Raw genomic sequence first — 19,059 nt, forward strand, 5'->3', positions numbered from 1 at the left:
TGAGTCACTAACAATAATCCGAATAGACACAACTTGGTCCCTCTAATCCAGCCTCTACTTGGTGAATCGGTTTTCGCAAAAGTTCTGCAGCTTTACTTAAAGAAATTAAACCTTCTGCTAACGCACGATAACAAAGCCGCTCAAATCGGCAAGCTTGTTCTTTTTTACCTCTTTCTTCAGCTACTTCTAATTCTTCTGGTTCAGTGGTTCTCCAATATCTTGCGATCGATTGAAAAGAGTAAGTTAAAGTTGCTTCAGAAATAATTCCGATAGCTTGAAGACGAATCAATAGTGCTGCTCCATTCACTTGATACAATCGTTTAAGCTCAATATTGGTTTCTATTAAGGGTTCTGGTCTTATCTAAATCGTGTTATACACTTGTTTTATATCATGGTTTTGATACAGTAACTGAAGTTGTAGGAACAGATAACGTATTTAGCCAAAAATTAAAAATTTCTTGAAGAGCGACATTAAGTTTTTTACAAAAAAATTTTGTTTCTTCAAAAGTAATCTTTTTTGAATGTGATTTTGTTTTTTTATCTACTGGATGATCGACACGGTTTCGCATAGAGCCAAGTTCTTTCCAAGTTTCGTAGCTATTTGGAAGGGAATTGGTGAAAACTTTTCTGTCTGTTAGAGATGCATAACCATCATGTAAACCTGATTCTGATGGGAAAGTGTATTCATAAAAAGCAATTAAAGTTAGATGTGCAAATTGATGAAAAGTTCTGATATAAGCATTCGGTGATTTATGATAACTACTGACAGATTCTCGTAACTGTTCGACGGATCTTTCATAATGTACACCATAAAACAGACAAAGATTACTATATGATAATGAAACGTTATACATAGTTGAAAGCGTCTGATAGATAAAGCATATTTTTGGTGCGTCTGGTGATAAGCCAACAGATCTAACTAAATCTGACAGCTTGCTCATTTCTTGATGGTAAGGCTTTAAATCATCCCAAGTAACTCTACACTTATTCATTTGTAGAAGATAAATAGCTAATCTGTGCATTACAGAACTTTGATCGGTACAAATTAAGCGAAACAATGCTAAAAGCTTATGATAAGATTTAATCCTCTGAAAAGCACTATAAGCTAATTCTTGTCTAAGCAGTGATGAAGATTCTGGATCATCTTTACTATTATGCTGTTCTTGCTGCAAACATTCCATAAAATAGGAATGTTGACCAGGCAGTTTTCCTAATATTCGTGCAGCTATCATTCTGGCATACCAGTCCAGCTGAGTATCAGCTAGCCATTCTCGGCATATAAACCCAGTCTTTTCAGCTCCATTAATTTGATATAAAGACCATAGTGCATTAGCACGATGCCAAGAATATACCTTATGTTTATTTATAAAATTTTGTAATTCTTCTACAATGACTGAATCATTTTTAAACCGTCCTAAACAATAACATATAGCTTCAGAACGCCAAGGCAACTTGTAAAGTAAATCTACTAATTTCTCACGTATTAACTCATAAGGTTCTAGTCGGTATAGGCAAAATGTGATATTAGATTCTGCTTCTTTACTTTTGTCTGAGTTATCTAAAAGTGAATAAGCTTCTGAAAAGACCTCCAGTAATTGCTCTTGTAATTTTATATTTTCTGTTATATCTTTATTTAACTTACTCTGTAAAGAGTATCTTTCAACCTCCTCTTCTTCTTCAAAATCATCGTTGTTCTCTTCACATAAATCCGTGCAAGTATGCAATTTTGTTGTTTCTCGATCTATATTACCGTTAGCTGTTTTATTAACATAATCTGCTGCCAATTCAGCTTGTTCACTTTTAGGAATAGTAGGCTCTTTAATTAGAGTATATTCTCCTTCTCCTGTGGGATCTGTAATTATAAAGCGTAAATGCGTAATTTCTTTAGTTATATCTTCAATTTCATGAAGGCTAGTTTTTGTGACTTGAGCTACTAATCCAGCACGCTTAAGTTCTAAATCAAAAAGAATTAGTCCTTGCTGAACAGTTGGCTTATCGCGTCCTAGAATGCGTATATCGTCTACATAGCGTACATAGTTATATCCTTTACAAATCATTATCTTGTCAAGTTCATGTAAAAATAAATTTGCTAAAAAATCAGAAGCATTACTACCTTGAGGAATTCCACGACTCATTTTTACATTTGCTGTATGTGCAGACCATTTTGAAAGACATTCTCTCAAGAGGTTTTCAAATTTACTAAATTCTTTACATCTACAATATTTCCGTACAATCTGAATAAGTCTCTCATGGTCAATAGTGTCATAGAAAGACACAATATCTGTTGAAGCAATCCAAAAATTACCATTACGATACAATCTTTCAACAGAATTAACAAAATTATTATATTGTTGTTTCCAGGGACGGAGCATCCAACGTTTACCTGAACCAGCATAAATATTACCAAAAATATGTTGATTCTGATAAGTCACCAGATATTGATGGCTTTCGTCAGCAATAACATTAACAAGAGCCTGGTAAACAATAACATCAGGTACAGCCATAAGCGACATTGTTCTCAATGTTGTTGATGGTTTTGGAACATACACTTTATGATCTGCTAAAGGTGTATATGGAAAATCTTCCGCTTGTACTTGCCTGATTAAATCTTTTAGATTAGCTTCAAGATTAAATGCAAATATTTTAAAACCCAACTCATCAATAATCATACGGCTAGTAACATTTACTGTTCTTTGCCAAGCCAGCAGAAAATTATCGTAAGTTAAAAATTTATCCCACAGATTTTCACTAAATGTCATTCTTGATATTTCTTACTGAGTTAATGGAGTGTAACCAATCAAATGCTTATACTTATTTTAAGTCTTTCCCAACAAGAGTTCCAAGTATAGAATTTTAATCAAAGAAAGTAAAATAGGTAATTTTAAATCATAATTTTAGCTTAAAAAATATAATTACTTAGTTTATTATATAACTTGTATAAAAACTATTGTACTACGCATTATTACTGCACCATCTCCCGTACTTGTAACCGTACCGCAAACCCTTGCGAATGCCGTTGTACGCCTTCCACCATGGGGTAAACCTGCAAAAATCCTAACTCCATCGGTTCCACTGCTAAACTCAAAATCGCTGCTTTTAAATCCTCCTTGGCATCAGGACGTGCTATCAAGGAAACTGATGCACCTTGTCTAAATGCTTCCTCTACCTGTTCCCGCCAGTTGGTTTCATCTAGCGCAACTGTTTGTTCATCCGCTTGCAATACATCCAGTAACAGTTCTCTATCTGCATCGGGAAGTAGCGTAAAAGGATTATAGGAAGATAAAGCTCTCGCACGCAGTACATTCCCTCTCGCCCACAACAACCCATAAATCACCTGAAACCGCCAATAAGGTGATGGTTGTACTAAACCAAGATGCAACAACACTCGATCTAACTGGTCATCATGACTCGCTACATAGGCAAAAACTCGCGCATCAATTTCAATGCCTAACCTTTCTTCTTCTCCATACCACAAACGAATCAAATCCAGCAGTAATTTATCTGTTTGAGAAGTACTCCCAGGACGCAAAACCCGTGCGTTAATTGCGGTGATGACTGGATGCGTGACTAAAATTCCCTGAGAAGATAGGGCTTTGCGGAAGCGATCGCTGGCTTGTTTTAATTCATTGTATCCCTCTGCCAACCGCACTTTTGTCATCGTATCAATAATATCCTCACTCGTTTGGGTTAATTCCAAAAACCGTGTCAATTCTGAATCCACAATCTCAAAATCTGCTGGTTGCAGTGCATTCTCCGCCAATCGGAAAAAGTTTTTAGGGTCAGCAGTATAGCGGCGTAAAATTTCCTCAATGACTCCACCACCGCCAATAGTAGACTCAGTTATCCAAATTTCTTCCACACCCTGTGGAATAGCAGGTGCATCTGACGGACGAACCCCTGGTTCGATATCCAAAATTAGGTCGTCCAAGTCAAAATGAGGACACAATTGTCCGCACGCATTGAGTATAGCTCCTCCCATGGTTGCTTTTAAACGCAATGCTGCCCAAGCGTTCCACTCTTTATCGGGTTCTGACCACAAAACTGGGGCAAGGTCGTTTAATATTGATTGGATTGTATCTGCGTTGCACAGCGATCGCAACCTATCGTGTACTCTTTGCCTTCCCTGAATTTCTCCTGACACAGATTCCCCTGGTTCTAGTAAGGTTTCCTCAACGTTCAAAGTTTGAAAGATATTGTCAAGAACCCTTGCCATTTCCTGACCTATATTTTCACTTAAAAGAGCTTCAAAAGCTTCTGACAGCGAGATTTGGTCAGCTAAGGCGCGGGCGGTAAGCATTGATATATATATTTGATAAAGCCATTCCCGTTGGAATCCATTTGTGAATTCACATAATTCTCTATCTGTCAATACTTTATATCTGAAATATGCCGTGTAAAATGCCCTAATCTTCCCTTGATTGGAATCGTTCTTATCGATCCTGAAATTCGGCGGAATGCAAAAGCGAAAGACCAAACCGTCAACAGATTGAGCAAATCCTACAGCAGCTGGTCTACCATCACTGTGGGTAAAGCGAATTGTGGTGTTGAGTTCGTGACCTGTTTTGAAGCGGATGTTTGCTTGGGATGAGATCGCAAAGCGTCGTACTTCCACTGGCGATTGTTGAGCGTGGGTAAAGCAAGATACTTCTGTAATGAGTTTGCTCCACGGGGAACCTTGAGGAAGTTCGAGTTTTATGCCAGAGTCAGGTGGTATAATTTGACTGCGCCATTCCAACTGGGCATTAGAAGTAATTGCAATATCACGCGGAACTTGAGTCGGATGAATTGCCCAAGGGCGAATGCAGCGAATATCTACGACTTCCCCATCTTGCAAAAATTGAAAATTTCCCACTTCTTCAAATTCAGTACAGTAGTCCTTTACAGGTAAATTTTGCTCTATATGTTGCAAGTCTTTTGGAGCAATCCAGTGGCTGGCGTGGATGTGCTGTATGCCAAAACGACGCGTGACTCTTCCTGGAGCAAAGGTTTTTAGGGCTTGGACAATGGGCAAAGGGTTGATATCTGGCTCGCTGTTGCGGCTTTGGGGTGGTGTAGTAATTAGCACTTCTGGCAATAACAGGTCAGTAAATAAGTTGGGGGGAACGAAATCAGGTAAGGGGTCGCGGGTTTGATAGTCTTTTTTTGATTCATCTAGATGGAGGGGATAGAGCTTCCAACCAGACTCCAAACGCCGCAGCAAAGTGGGAAGCACCGCCATCATCAATGAGCGTGGGGGTTCCCAAAGAATTGCTTCGACTTCATCTTTGGTTAGGTGTAATGCTGATGACAAATATGTTTCTAAACTGCTGAGTCCTGCTTCTGTTTCAAGAATATTTTTGATAAGTTCGATTTCTTGTTTTTGGCGGTTGGTGTTGAGTAAGTTGGGACTAGCAAAGTCACTCCAAACAGTTCCTTGGTCAGTTAATTGCTGTCCTACCCAGTCCATAAAGGCGAAAACAGCTTGAATGCGGATGACATAGCGGTTGGATATGGGGAGACTTCGCTTTTCTAAAACTGGGTTAAACAGCATATCGTAGTTCTGATAGGCGATTCTGTCTCTTCCGTAATCAGACAGCACCACTACCGTCCACGGTCGCATGGTTCGGCGTCTCCCCGCCCTTCCTTTTCTTTGTAAAAAAGATGCCATATCTCTCGGTGCTTTGTGCTGAATCACACCTCCAACTTCTGGGTCGTTAAATCCCACTTCCAAAGCAGCAGTCGCAACAATGACATCTGAATTTGGCGTGATTCCAGTATCCTGCGAACTGGTGCGCCCGATGGTTAAAGGAAGTTCCAATCCATGACCGATTTCTTGACACAATAACCAAGATTGACCTGCAATCAGCCTGTCTCTACCATCAGCCGCAGTATGCGATCGCAACGCCGCGAATGGCTGTCGTCCTCGCATGGGACGACCCCAACTATCCCGACCTTCCGCATCTAAAAGGTCATGAAACAAGCGGTTGGTTACATCTAAGTCGTCTGTGAAGGCGAAAACACGAGAGCCAAAAAATCCTTTGCTGGGGGGTTCTTCCGATGGGTCAAGTACTCGTCGCAGCAACATTGCTGTTTGGATAGTTGTAGACAACAGACTTGTTCCCGATACGGGGTCGCCTCTGAGAACCAGTTGATACTCCATCCCCTCAGCAATTAAGTTTTCACCTGGTGAAATCTCTTCTACCAAACTGGGATTTAAACCTGTAAGTTGGCTAAAAAATTCGGCTGCACTTTCTAGTGTTGCTGAAAGCCCTGCGAAATGCACTCTCTTAGCAATAATTTTTTGCCAGCGTCGCAACAGGTAAGCAACTTGCGCTCCGTGTATTCCTGTATATGTATGTACCTCATCCAACAAAACGATTTCAGGAGTTTTTGCGGCTCCAATCCCAAAGACATGACCGTAGCGGGAGTCTCCCATAGACCGATTTAACATTTCCGTGCTGGTAAAAACCAAGTCAGGGGGAGTTTTTGCCATGCGATCGCGTGTCAGAATCACTTCATCTTCTTGGATAACAGCACCGCAGGAAAGATTGAGACAGGAAAGTTTTTCTCTTCTTGCTTCCACATCAGCCCGTCGCCAGGACAGCGCACCTTCACACTTGGGACATCGTAGGTAAGGACAAGTAAACCCACCGCTCTGGGATTCCCATTTCTCTTGCACCCGCTCCAAGGTAGCGCTTCTGGGAGTTAAGCCAAAAAAAGCACCAATTAGAATTTTACGCTTTCCTTCTGCTATAAGGACTTCATCGAGACGACGTGCTTCTTGATAAGTTTCGGAAAATTGGTCTTTGAGGAGTTCGTTACGGGGATAAATTGCCAGTCCTTTACTCCAGCAATCATTTTTGTTGACTAAAACCGCAATATGTGCAAGCGCTGGTAAGTAAAATGCCAAAGTTTTTCCCGTTCCAGTTCCAGCACAAACGATCGCACCCCGACTTTTGCTACTGTTCAGGTCTTGGAGTATCTGAACAGTAGCACGCAGCTGAAAATCTGCGAGTTGTACTTCACCACGGGAGGGGGAATTGAGGATAGCTGTGACGGCTTTTTGTTGGATTGGTGTTAGGAGTTTGTCGGCTTCTAATTGTGCGATGGCTGTTTCTGGTGCGATCTCTCTTTTTGGATAGAGTCGCGGGCGAATTTGCAAGCGGTAATCAGCTACTAAGGTGGGAGAGGTTTGCCAAGTATTATTAAGGAAGAGTTGACGCAGCCGAGCGAATAGTCTTACTGTCTCAGACATCCGGGTACGAAAAAGCTGGCGTCCTCTCAGGTTAAAGTTAAAGAGTAAGCGTCGTTCAAGGGTTTCGTTGATTAAGTCCCAAGTTTTGATGTCGCGATCGTTGTCATCTATGAAGTCTGATGTGATGTCTTCGAGTTCTTCTTCTGTAAATCCTCCATCTACGATTCCCCATGTCAGGAGTTTTCTTTCCTGTTCTTCTAGTAAATTTAGGAAGTCTTGAATTAAGGGGTTTGTTATATTAGTCATTTCAGATTGGAAGATTTTAGATGATTTAACTATCAATCACGGTTTAACTCTCTTTGCATTCATCAGCTGTTGGGCTGATAAGAATGCACTTCGATAACGGGTGGGAACGCCTGTTCCACAAGAGCTTGATTGGCGCAGACTGTGCAAATTAAAGAATTCTTAGCTTTTATGAGGATTTGTATATTAAGTCAAGCGTATTCGTAAAGATTGAGCCAATCTATGCTCGATTAACCACTCTTTAACTTCTGGAGTCAGAAGATCGAGAGTAGCTCCTTGATGAGCGGCTGCTTTGAGAAAATTTTGTACGTTTTGTGGTATTTTATCAGAACTTAGACTGTCTAAGGATTGGTTCAATTGCTCGATTATTTTATCTACTCTGTCAAATTCTTCGCTGTTTTTGGGAAATTCAATTTCTTGGATTTGTCTATCTAATGTGTCAATCCTCTGAATCGTTGGTTTAAGTGACTCTATTTCAGCAAATATTTTTAAAACTTCTTTATTTCTGCTTCGTAGCTGTTGAGCTAAGTAATTTTTCCAAGCTTGAGACAGATTTTGCTTCAGTGTATTTTTAAGATTTTCTATTTTAGAAAGAAAATCCGTACTTTTAAAAGTATTGCTGTTCAGAATCCATTCGGGATTTGTCTGGAAATTTTCTTTAATAGAGGTAATTATGGTTAATAAGTTATCTACTTTTTGATTCAAGTCAATATGAATGTTTCCTTTTTGTCTAAAAGCTCTGAGAGCAATAATTAGAGGTAAAATTTCCCGCACAGTATTGGTGATTTTTGCTTGTCTTCCTGTAAAGCCGTCAATTTGTGCTGCATATTTTGTTAATTCAGTTTTTTGTTGAGATAAATCTATCAGTTCCTGGCATTTTTCTTTTAAGGATTTGGATGTGGTTTCGGGAATTTGATTGAGAAATTTTTCAGGTTCCACAGGCAAATTTAAACGATCGCTACCCTCACCATACACTTCAGACAAACTAGGGTTTCGAGGAAATTTATCTGGATTATCATACTCTAAAGTTAACTGTCCGTTGGATTTTAACCACTGATTTAAACAAAAATACACTTGTGCTAGATAGACGGTGTCCATCTTGGCGTATTCTAACTGTTTTGGGCTGAGGGGTCTTCTCCCCCAGTCACTTCTTCCTTCCTCTGCATCTACATTGGTAAAATGGCAAAGTTCTTTGGCTAATGTTTTAAGTTGTAGATTTGATGTTCCCAAGCGATCGCGTGATATACTTCTTGCTATCTTGTATGTACAAGTGATATTCTCCGCCTGAGTGCTTCCTAAATATTTGAGGTCAAAGACAGCGTTGTGGAAAACTTTTTCAATTTTGTCATTTGCCATGATTTGAGTGATAAAATACTTTGTAATATCAGGTTTGTTTAGTACGTCTAATATGTAAACGCTGTCGCCAGTTAAATCGTTTGCTTCTGCTAAAACTTGAATGAGAGATAGTTTGGGTGAGGGGGTGTCATAATCCGCAACTTCTGTATCTAACCAAAGTATTGGATGTGAAGTAAGTTCGGGGATGATTGCTTGAATGTCTGAAGCTTGAGTTAGGTAAAACATTGTTTTATTGGCTAGATCGTATAGTATATTAAAAAGTTTAAGAACCGCCGATAAATGCTAACGAACGCTGACGGATTGGAGTTCTGTAGAGGCGTAAAATTGCTACAGTTTACTCTTTAATTTCCGTTAGCAGGCTGTGCAATTCCTCTAACCCGTCTTGAATTGCTTGGTGACTTGATTCAACAATTGTTCCACTACCTGATTTTTGAAGTGTTTCAATCTGTTTGCGTGCTTCTTGGAGAGAAGCGTCAAGAAAATGACTCGTGCTTTTGAGAAATTCATCAGCAATTGTCATGTCTCTTTGATAATTTTTGCTCAAATACTGAAGCAGTTTATTAGTTGGCTCTGAGTTTTCTTTTTCGGTTTGGACTCGCTTCATTGTATCTAAGTAATTAGTCAATTTTGTACCATCAAACTGTTTTAAAACTTGATTGAGGTCGTCAAAACTCTTTCTTCCACGAAATACAGCGGCTCCTCTTGCGGCTTCCATTGCCTGGATTACAATATTAATGACTTCTTTTTTCTTGATATCTTCTCCTAGCTCGGATACTAGGGAATGATACATAGCGAGTTGGCGATCGCATTCTTCTTTGATGGCGAGTTCTAATAGTTCGTCTACTTGTTGACGTAATTTATGCAATTCTGAGAATTTTTCACGAACATCTTCAGGAATTTGATGTTGAGGTTGCCAAGATTTACGAACTTGTTCCAAAGGTTCTATAATTTGTACGGCATCAATAATCTGGAATGTGGAATTACTACCTTTGGTACAAGCAATTCTGCTTTTAACGATTTCTAATAGTGCTTCTCGGTTTTTCTGGTTAGACAAGGAATCATATAGCTTTTTCCAACTTGGTGCTCGATTGACATCTTCGTTTTTATTTAAATCCAGAAATAAAGAGTTAATCAGATTTTCGAGTGTATGGGTGGGATGTCCTCCCATTGTCGCTGCGATCGCAAGTAACTCCACTGCTGCTGGTACGGGATTCCACGGTTCTCCTGATTCGCGGGGGTAAAGGCGAATTTGTTCTACAAGGTATTGACTCCAGCGCTCTAGATATTTGGCGTAGGTGCGGAAATAGCGATCGCCGTTGGAGAATTTCCAATTTTTGTAGTGGCTGTATAGCAAAATACCTTGGAAAGCGATCGCAGTTTCTCTAAACTCCTTCTCGTTATTTGGGTTGAGGGGAAGGGATAACTTCACCCCGGAAATCGTCTCTCTGGTGACTTTGGGGCTGTAAAAAATAATATTTTTTTGCTTAAAAATTTTGTTAGTTCTGTCATTCCGATCGTCTTCTTGTGATTTAGGCGATCTAGCAAAACTTCCCTGAATTAACATCTCCGTATCCCATTCAATTCTTTCAATTATTGCTGGATAAAGAAATTCACGAATTAGTTTTCCTACATCTTGAGGCAGAATATCTTGATTATTCCAATTATCTAGAAGCTTAATATCTTCTGCTAGCTTATTTGAAATTTGATTTTCTTGAATAATGACAAGCTCTTTAGGTTGTACTACATAATTTTCTGTAGTATCTTCAGTACTTGGTGATATCCGATTAATTTGTGTTTGTCGTTTTATTAGCTGGATTTCTGTAGGCTTATTCTTAACGTCAAGTAGTGGTAAATTAAAAGCTGTATGAACTTCAGGCGACAAATTACAAAGTTCATTGCTATCATCCCACAAGTCTAAAAATATCTGACGGCGTTCGGCATTTGCAGAGTCCATGCGGCTAATATCATCTTTATAAAGAGTACTGAGTCTCATTTTGCCAAAATGTTGCCCCAGTCCTATGGAAGGGAAATTTCCACTTTTAATATCATCAGCCGAATTTTCTAAAGTGTATTTTAGAACATCACGAATTAGAATTCGCGGATTAAACTCACCAGGATTGACTCTTGTAAACATCTGCTCTAATGCTTTTGGTGTGAACGGATAAAAACCCATTTCATTCACATTCCCAAATCCTTGATGGCAAGCTTGGCGGTGTTCGCACTCGCTACAAGCACTGATTAGCTCATCCCTATTTTCAGAATTTGCCCAGTTTTCAATGACTTTTTCTTCTAAACGAACAGTATTGAGATATCTAGCAACAAATATTTGAATATCTGTTTGAGTAATTAAAGATTCTTCCTTGTCTATATCGATATTAAGATTGACGCTAAAGGTAACACGTTGTTGAACTGTATCAATCAAATTTTTAAAATAACCTGTAGTACAAGCCAATGCAGTACGGATAGCGCATAAGGGTTTGCTGTCTAATTGTTGACTTCGTGCGAGAACTGCTTCTAAGACTGCTCTATCAATACCCTGTAACTTGGCAAAATCTTCTATCAACAGAACTAATTCAATCTTTTTCTCTGCCAAATTTTCTCGAATTTCGCGCATTAACATTAGTAAGTCTTCTCGACCTAAATTCAAAAATTGAGTAATGGCTTCATTTAAATGAATGTTTATCCAATTGACAGTTTCTTTTTGGATTTCTTCATTATTTATTAATAAAGAATAAAAATCTCGTGCCTTTTTTCCTGCTTTTTGAATATCCAAAATATTGAGAGGTAAATCTCCAATGGAAAATTCACGCCGCTCGTTAATATCTTCAATCTTATCTTGATACCCAAGCGTATGAGTAACCAACCGATGTATAATCCCTCCGTCTTTTAACAAATGTTGTCGGAAAAAATGATCGTAGAGGAGAGCAGGTAATTCTTGTATAAGATAATCTTGAAGTTCTTGATTAGAAAGATTAGCATCCGAAGGATTTCCGTTTGCTCCTACTTGAATAGCTAAATTATTCAAAAGATGTTCGCGAGCTTGAGCCTCTGTTAATGTCTTACTTGATTGATTTAGTCGTTGACGATATTCATTAAGCTTTTCTGTCTCAATACCCGAAATATTAATAATTTTTTCGATGATATCTTTAAGATTAGTACCAATTCTAGGTATTAGCAAAACTTGACGTTGATTTGTAGACTTAATATTAGCAGCTAACCAACGAATTAGATGCGATTTACCTGTTCCTGTCTCACCTAAAACAGGTACAAAGGCAAAATCTCTTTCAGCGAGAAAATCCCTGAGAAATTTCTCTTCATCATATTTCATCAACGATGAGGCTTTAATTAAGTCCTGGCGATACATAGCTATTGGATGATGTGTCGCCAAAAATAGATGATTGGGAGGTTGAGTTGCTTCCACTTCCATCACCTTACGAACCATGTTAAGCTTCCAACAAACAAAGTTTTTAAAGGTCATACATTTTAGAGCCTAAAAGAATATGAGAAATTTGCCCATCCCAATCGACTTGGTTATTTATTTTTGGTAAAACTATCAAGTTTGCATCTGAATTTTTTTCCAGTTTTATGTATCCCTCATCTTGAAGTCTAAACAAGGCAAAAGCTGTACTTGTAGAAAGATAATTAGGTTGACGTTGACCGATCTTTTCTTCAACTTGTTCGCGAAACTTACCTGTTTCAAAAAGAGGGCATTTTTTCGCTAAGCTAATAATGAAATCTTTCAATAAAATTTCTTGATGTTCATTAAATAAATTCTTAATGTTACGCTTAAGGTAAACAGTAGGATCGGGAACTGTTACTGTTTTTCCTTTCAAAGCATGACCCCAAGCAAAACCCAGATAGCGCATCCAATCATCCATTTGCACGAAGAGGCGATCGCTTGTCATTCTCAAAAAATCGCCAACTTTTTGCTCGCTAACACGCAGTTCTACCTCTTTTTCTGTGCCAGGTGCATCATAAATATCTTGTGCTAAATACCAAGCGCAAACTCGACCAAAATCTTCTTCATCTTCGTTATTAGAAGCAAAAAATAGATGAGATAGAGTATTTGGTAATAATTGGTCTCCAAATTGAGGATTTCGAGCCTCTTCTGGTAAATCTGGGTTAATGCAAATTTCCTCATCCTCTTTGACCAATAGACCACACTTAACACTTTCTCTTAAAGCAGCATTAAACATAGGGCGTGGAGTACTTTTATCCTCGACTAATTTATCTGGAGAAAGTAGTCGTTCTAGGACTTCTTTCTTTTCTCTTTGTCCCTTAGTATGAAGCAAGTATCTAAATATGCCTCTGATTCTACTAGGGTTGGCTAAAGATGTTTTTAAAACACTCATATACTAATCTCCGTACAAAAAGTTTCAAATTTAAATTGCTTTTCTGAGAAAATATTTATAAGCAGTCGGTCTTCTCTATTTGGATCTGGTGCATTCATGGGAAGGAGAATAATACGCTGTACGCGAGATGTATGATTATTTGATAAATATCGATAATTTAAGGGTTCTCCTGGAGGATGAAAAATGAGAGTGGGAATGCGAGCCATGCGAATCGGCTCGTAACTTTCAAATAAAAAAACTAAAGTTTTGCTAATTCTATTAATATCTTTGATAAAATGTTGATGCTCTTGAGAAATGACAATATTTTTTATACCTTGCTCTATAAACCATTGAAATAATTTGCTACCCCTTCGCATCTTATTTAACTGTTCCAGGGAATCATAAAAAATAAGCATTAAATGCTCCCCAGCAAATAGGCGTTCAACCTCTGCACTTAAAAATAATTTAGGTTCGTGCCATACTGGTCTTGAAGAAGGCATAATTCCCGAAAAAGGTGTCACTCCTTCTTTTCGACAAACAGGACATCCACCACAAGCACGAGACACAACCACCGAATTTTTCACGCTCGATGTTGGGCTTTTCGTAATTGTGTAAGCCTCAGCAAAGATTTCTGATAAACAGCGCTTTGCTCGTAAAGCTTCTCTCATTAATTGCAAGTTTTTATAACTCCATCTTTGACGTTCTTGACGGAGTGGTTCTATTTTCTCTTCCCAAATATCTCGGTTGAGATGACATTCATCCAAGATGCGAATTATCCGACAATTTCTATGTTTCTCTACTGCTTCATGATATGCTGTATCTGATTCAAAGTTTTTGAAATTGGGAGGTTCTTCTGAGTCCATCTCTATTAAACCTGCTCGACTCATTAATGTGAGAGTGTGAATATTCCAAGCAGTATTTTGCGGGCTGTTCATATCTATATCTTTCTCGCGCAAAGAAGGAGGTATGTTTATCGGTACGCGAAACCCTTTTTCAGGTACTTTTGTTTTTCTATAGAACATACTTTGCCATCGTTCCATACCTCTCTCAATGCTAATTGTTGATTTTTCATTCAGGGCTTTAGCAACTTCTACATCATCGCGGGTATGTAATGTCAGTGATATCGATGCTTTACCGTCTCTACCCCCTCGCCCCACTTCTTGGTAAAAACGGTCAATATTTTCGGGAATACAAGCATGAATCACTCCCCGGACATCTGATTGGTCTACACCCAATCCAAAAGCGGAAGTTGCAACAACTATGTCAACTTTTCTTTCTCGCCAATCTTGAATGAGTTGCAATCTCTCTTCTGGAGTCGATTCACCCGTCATGACTGCGTATCTTTTGAATCCAGCACGAGATAATTCCCTCGCCCAAGCTTTGACATCAGCCACTTTTGTTGTATAGATAATAAGTGGACGTGGAAGGTGAAAAACTGCTTCAATCAGTCGTTGCGTTCTAATTTCTTCAGTTTGGCAATAAGCGAACCAGTACGCAGGTTCCGGGCGTAACTGTACGGCGGATATAACTTGAAATTCTCCTGGATCTCTAAATAAGCTTCCTAAAGTATCCACGCAAGATGCTGTTAAAGTTGCAGTTAGCAATAATGTGGTAAAGGGAGTCAGACGCAGTAAATCTCTTCGCAAGCCAGGAATTTCTTGAAATGCAGGGCGAAAATCATCGCCCCACTGTTCAATCATGTGCGCTTCATCAACGATCAGATATCTTAAAAAACCTAAATTTGCAGCTTCATAAAGAGATGATGCTAGGGATTCTATGAGACTTTCTGGAGAAGTGAAGATGATGCGTTGTGTTCCAAGACGAATTCGCTGGCGTATTTCTTGTCTCTTACGCTGTGCTTCTAAGGATTTATCGCTGTAATATGCCGTATCATGTCTGATTAACGGTCTTAATGCCCTTTCTTGGTCAATTGCAAGTGCTGTTGTCGGTACAACGACAACGCTGACACCCGCAGTTTGAGATTCTAAAAGTGCAGGAAGTTGAGCGCAAAGGCTTTTTCCTGCACCTGTAGGTAAATTTACTACCAAAGTTGATTTGGGAGGAGCCGTTAAAATCGCGTGAATCGCTTCTCGTTGTCCGAGACTGCGGTAAGCATCTAATTGCACGAGATCTAAAAACGGATCGCCTCTGACTGGTTCATAGTTACGCCGGATTGCTTCTTCACACAGTGGCGCATCTGGAGGATATTCGGTGCTAAAATCGAGCCATTCCGGTTGCCAAGAATTAGCACTAATCCAGTAATAGTCTTTTTCCTCTCCCAGAACAGTTATACCAGCTTGCTGCCAAAGATTCCGGTTGGGAAAATAGTTTCTCCGAGGGACTTTGAGCAGAGTTTGAGATGTGACGCGAAGTCGTTCATCTTCCCGTCGCAGCACATGGCGCACAAGTGAGGCGATATCTGCTGGTTTTGGTGAGTCACGCAGCGCATCAAGTAAACGTCGCTGACAGGGTTCTAAAAAACGGCTCGTATCTGTGGGGATATTACCTGTTTGTAGAATTTCTCCAAGTTCTGGGAAGGAATCAGTCATAGCTTATTTTTCCACTCAGAGGTGACGGGAGCTCGCCCGGATACAATGATGAAACCGACAGAATCAAGTCTCACCAGAGGTTGGCGAATTCCCTCTAAAATGGCTGCATTTAGAGCTTTTTCTATCTCCAATTCTTCACCTAACAAGCGATCGCTACTTTGTCTATTCAGACGCAGGCGCAGCTGTTCTTCTCGAGAACCTAACTTTTTCTCCGCAACCAGAGCGTACCGTTTGCACAAGTCGATAAAATCGGGACGACGGGCGAGTAATTCCGAAGATGTCTTGTGTGCTAGATAGCAAAACTTTTGCCATTGACTTGCATCAACAAAATCTTCAATAATTTCTACGTCTTCCTTTGCTAAATTGTAATCTCGGTATGGATAGCTTTTATTGTTATACGGACGCCGCAGTATATTTAAAAGCTTTTCATCTTCAACCAAACTCATTGGCTGGTGGCGACCATCAATAAATATAGTTTCGATAATTGGCGGAAATAAAGCATCAACACGTCGCTGCAAAATTTTGTACTTAGAAGCCCCTAACTCATTCTCTTTTAAAATTTGTTTGGCAGTTTTTAAGTTGGCTTCCACTACGTAATTGCATCGAAACCCAAACCATTCCATCCCAAGAGCTGCATCCCAAGATGCATCCGCACGCCACATGGCAAAAGCTTGACCTCGGTCATCCCAGTCTACATAACTTAAGAGGGAGTTTATCAATCCCTCTCCCAAACGAAAGAGTTTAATTCCTGGATTTTGATTGGCTACCCTGCGGTTATAAGTGCCAAATTGGTCTAGATAACTCTTAGCAAAGCGAGTTTTCAAATCATCCACGGGAACCAACGTGCGAGTTGTGGGTTGATAGCGCCGCACTTCTAATGAATTGGAATCATTGATTGGCTTAAATCCCAACGCATCGCACATCCAAGATTCAATAGCTCGTTTTATTTCTGAATGCTTTGCATCATAATTATCTAGCTCTTGAAAATACTGAGTAGCGCCTTCATCGCTTGCATCAATTTCATCTAAAGCATTTTGTTCGCTAATTTTTACGATCTCGTTCTTTATTTGTTCTTGAATTTGTTTGGTTATTTCCAACAATCCAGCCGAACCCGATTGAAACAAAACTGTTTCCAATTCTGCCATTTTTTCATCTACATAAAACTGTAAGCTCGCAATTGATTGCTGGAAAATCTCAAATCCCTCTTTCAAGACCTGATACCAAGCATTGTGGGGGCTATCTTCTAAATAGGGACCGAGCAACGCACAGGATTGAACGCCTATTTTGCTACCAATACGGTCGATTCTACCAATTCTTTGCTCTAATTGATTGGGCGACCAAGGGAGGTCGTAGTGAATTAACCAATCAGCAAACTGGAGATTGCGTCCTTCTTCTCCCGAGCGATCGCATACCAAAATAAAACAGTTTGGGTTAGTCTTGAACCTATTTATATTTTTCTCAATCTTTTCTCTTGATTCCCCAAACTGATGGCTGGCGACTGTCTCTACTCCAAAGGTATCTGACAAAGATCGCACAATTTCAGTGCAGCTTTGCACAAAACTGGTAAAAATAACAAATTTCGGAAGGACATCTTCAGAAATTGGTCGGCGAATTCTCTGCTGTATCCTTGTGAGTAATTCACCTTTATTTCTCCGAACTGAGGCTGGAAGTTTAAAGTACGCAGCTAGCTGATTCAACAGCACTGTTTTCAAAGTTTCCGTGCGTTGTCCATCTTCTACAGGTTGACGAATAATTTTGAGTAAAGACTCTAAAATCGCTTCTTCCCCTGAAAATTTGGGAGTTGCAGTCAAAATGCGAACATTCTCTTCACCAAACTCCTGGATGAGTTTAGCATGAGTTTTACTGCTTAAACGCGCAGCAATGACCTGTTCTAAAATGCCCAACCAAGTCCCAGATGCTAGGAAGAACAGCAGAAAAATCTTTTGATACTGCTCCTCATGAGGGGCGACACTACGCCATTCATCAATGAGTTCGTGGATTTCAAGCGATCGCTCATCTAAGTCATACTCTACCTTAGGCGTAATATTGCGGTCAAAAATCACATCTTCTACCGAGGCGCGACGGTTGCGAAGCATGCGACGGTGGAGCCTGTAAGTATCGCTGATGTGAGTGCGAATCGCTCGAACTATCTTATCTCGCTCAGTATCGTTTGCTTCCAAACAATTCTCCAATTTGTCTACCAGATTCAATAAATACTTATCTTCAGCAAACAGGTTGCGGAGTTGTTTGAGATTGGTTTTAAGAACAAAGGGGTTAGCGCCTTCTTTAAAAGACAGCAGCACTCTACCAATATCTTGGCGTTTTTGAACGCGATCGCAAAAACCATCTAGATCGTCAAGTTGATAAGCTGTTGGATCGAGCAAGTGAAGCATTGCGAGGAAATCTTGTTCGCGATTGACAACAGGAGTCGCAGAAAGTAATAGCAAGCGATCGCTTTTATGAGCCAGGATTTTGCAACGTTCAAAACACTTGCGTTGCAAAGAGTCGGAAGACTTTGCCATAGCAGCAATGTTGTGAGCTTCATCTAAAATGAGGAAACCCAACTTAGCATTTGGACTCAATTGACTCACATCCTCAACAGCGACTACTTTCACCCTGTTGGGAAAGTGGGAAATGTAAAACTTTTCCAACTCAGTACGCCATTGTTCTACTAAATACTGCGGAGCTATGACTGCAGCATCTCCAGAAGACTCATCCAACAGGTATTGACGAAGAATAGCTCCAGCCTCAATCGTTTTTCCCAAACCCACCTCATCCGCTAGCAGGTATCGTTGAACCGGGTCTTCCAGTACCCGTCGAACCACTTCCACTTGATGGGGATAAAGCTCAATATTTGCGCTCAACAGTCCGGTCATCCCGCGACTTACAGCACGTTGCTGAATCAAGCATTTGTAAAAAGCCAATCTTCTATCGTGGAAATAGGGTGTTTCATGACCCTTTATAGCCAAAATTTCGATAGGATTTGCCCTTAAGCGATTGCAACGGACATAAATTTCCTCTTCAGTCGCAAAGATAGTTTTCTTATCTGGTAAGTCAATTTGATAATGTTCGCTCTCTTCATCCCAAGCGGAGATTCTGCCAATTACCCAAGACTCCAGGGTGGACGACATCGTATAACACCGAGTTTGAGGCTGTAACTTAACTGCACACAACGAACTTAAGTGTAAAGTTTTTTCGATTCGCTGTCCTACCGAGCAGAAATACTCAACATTTGCATCGGCGTTAGATAATATTTCAGTAACTTTTCCTATCCCCAAATCATTGTTGCGGGACTGTACCAGTGAACCAAGCTTAATCATAGTTTTCAGTTATTCAAATGAAGTAT

The 19,059-nt window shown here is 39.8% G+C and carries 8 protein-coding genes; all 8 read right to left on the reverse strand.

Annotation, left to right across the window (positions count from 1 at the left end; all coding sequences use genetic code 11):
• Positions 1-7: 7 nt before the first annotated feature.
• Entirely contained in the window at positions 8-316 is a 309-nt protein-coding gene (locus tag AB0756_RS00955; RefSeq protein WP_038073135.1) for a hypothetical protein, read from the reverse strand.
• Between the two features lie 73 nt (positions 317-389).
• Positions 390-2,759: an RNA-directed DNA polymerase gene (locus tag AB0756_RS00960; protein ID WP_038073137.1), complete on the reverse strand. Its 2,370-nt coding sequence runs from the start codon at positions 2,757-2,759 to the stop codon at positions 390-392.
• Between the two features lie 203 nt (positions 2,760-2,962).
• Complete coding sequence (gene dpdJ, locus AB0756_RS00965; protein WP_038073139.1) at positions 2,963-7,480, reverse strand: protein DpdJ; 4,518 nt, start codon at positions 7,478-7,480, stop codon at positions 2,963-2,965.
• Between the two features lie 183 nt (positions 7,481-7,663).
• The gene (locus AB0756_RS00970) at positions 7,664-9,058 is read right to left on the reverse strand and encodes a ribonuclease D (RefSeq protein WP_167844839.1); all 1,395 of its coding nucleotides are present in this window, start codon (positions 9,056-9,058) and stop codon (positions 7,664-7,666) included.
• A gap of 109 nt (positions 9,059-9,167) precedes the next feature.
• Positions 9,168-12,311 (reverse strand): protein DpdH, encoded by a 3,144-nt coding sequence (dpdH, locus tag AB0756_RS00975; protein WP_038073141.1) that lies wholly within the window; start codon positions 12,309-12,311, stop codon positions 9,168-9,170.
• Positions 12,301-13,185 (reverse strand): protein DpdG, encoded by an 885-nt coding sequence (dpdG, locus tag AB0756_RS00980; RefSeq protein WP_167844837.1) that lies wholly within the window; start codon positions 13,183-13,185, stop codon positions 12,301-12,303. Before dpdG ends, dpdH begins: the two co-directional genes overlap by 11 nt.
• A complete protein-coding gene (dpdF, locus tag AB0756_RS00985; RefSeq protein ID WP_050045516.1) occupies positions 13,182-15,713 on the reverse strand; it encodes a protein DpdF in 2,532 nt (843 codons plus the stop codon). Before dpdF ends, dpdG begins: the two co-directional genes overlap by 4 nt.
• Positions 15,710-19,033, reverse strand: a complete 3,324-nt coding sequence (dpdE, locus tag AB0756_RS00990) for a protein DpdE (RefSeq protein WP_038073146.1) — start codon at positions 19,031-19,033, stop codon at positions 15,710-15,712. The genes dpdF and dpdE overlap by 4 nt, the downstream gene beginning before the upstream one ends.
• Positions 19,034-19,059: the final 26 nt, after the last annotated feature.

Origin of the sequence: Tolypothrix campylonemoides VB511288_2, from assembly GCF_045999855.1 — a bacterium.
GTDB lineage: Bacteria > Cyanobacteriota > Cyanobacteriia > Cyanobacteriales > Nostocaceae > Scytonema > Scytonema bouteillei_A.

Coding starts and splice junctions, on each gene's coding strand:
- dpdJ (WP_038073139.1), bottom strand. CDS start 7,480: ATGACTAATATAACAAACCCCTTAATTCAAGACTTCCTAAATTTACTA.
- dpdE (WP_038073146.1), bottom strand. CDS start 19,033: ATGATTAAGCTTGGTTCACTGGTACAGTCCCGCAACAATGATTTGGGG.
- dpdF (WP_050045516.1), bottom strand. CDS start 15,713: ATGACTGATTCCTTCCCAGAACTTGGAGAAATTCTACAAACAGGTAAT.
- AB0756_RS00960 (WP_038073137.1), bottom strand. CDS start 2,759: ATGACATTTAGTGAAAATCTGTGGGATAAATTTTTAACTTACGATAAT.
- AB0756_RS00970 (WP_167844839.1), bottom strand. CDS start 9,058: ATGTTTTACCTAACTCAAGCTTCAGACATTCAAGCAATCATCCCCGAA.
- dpdG (WP_167844837.1), bottom strand. CDS start 13,185: ATGAGTGTTTTAAAAACATCTTTAGCCAACCCTAGTAGAATCAGAGGC.
- dpdH (WP_038073141.1), bottom strand. CDS start 12,311: ATGACCTTTAAAAACTTTGTTTGTTGGAAGCTTAACATGGTTCGTAAG.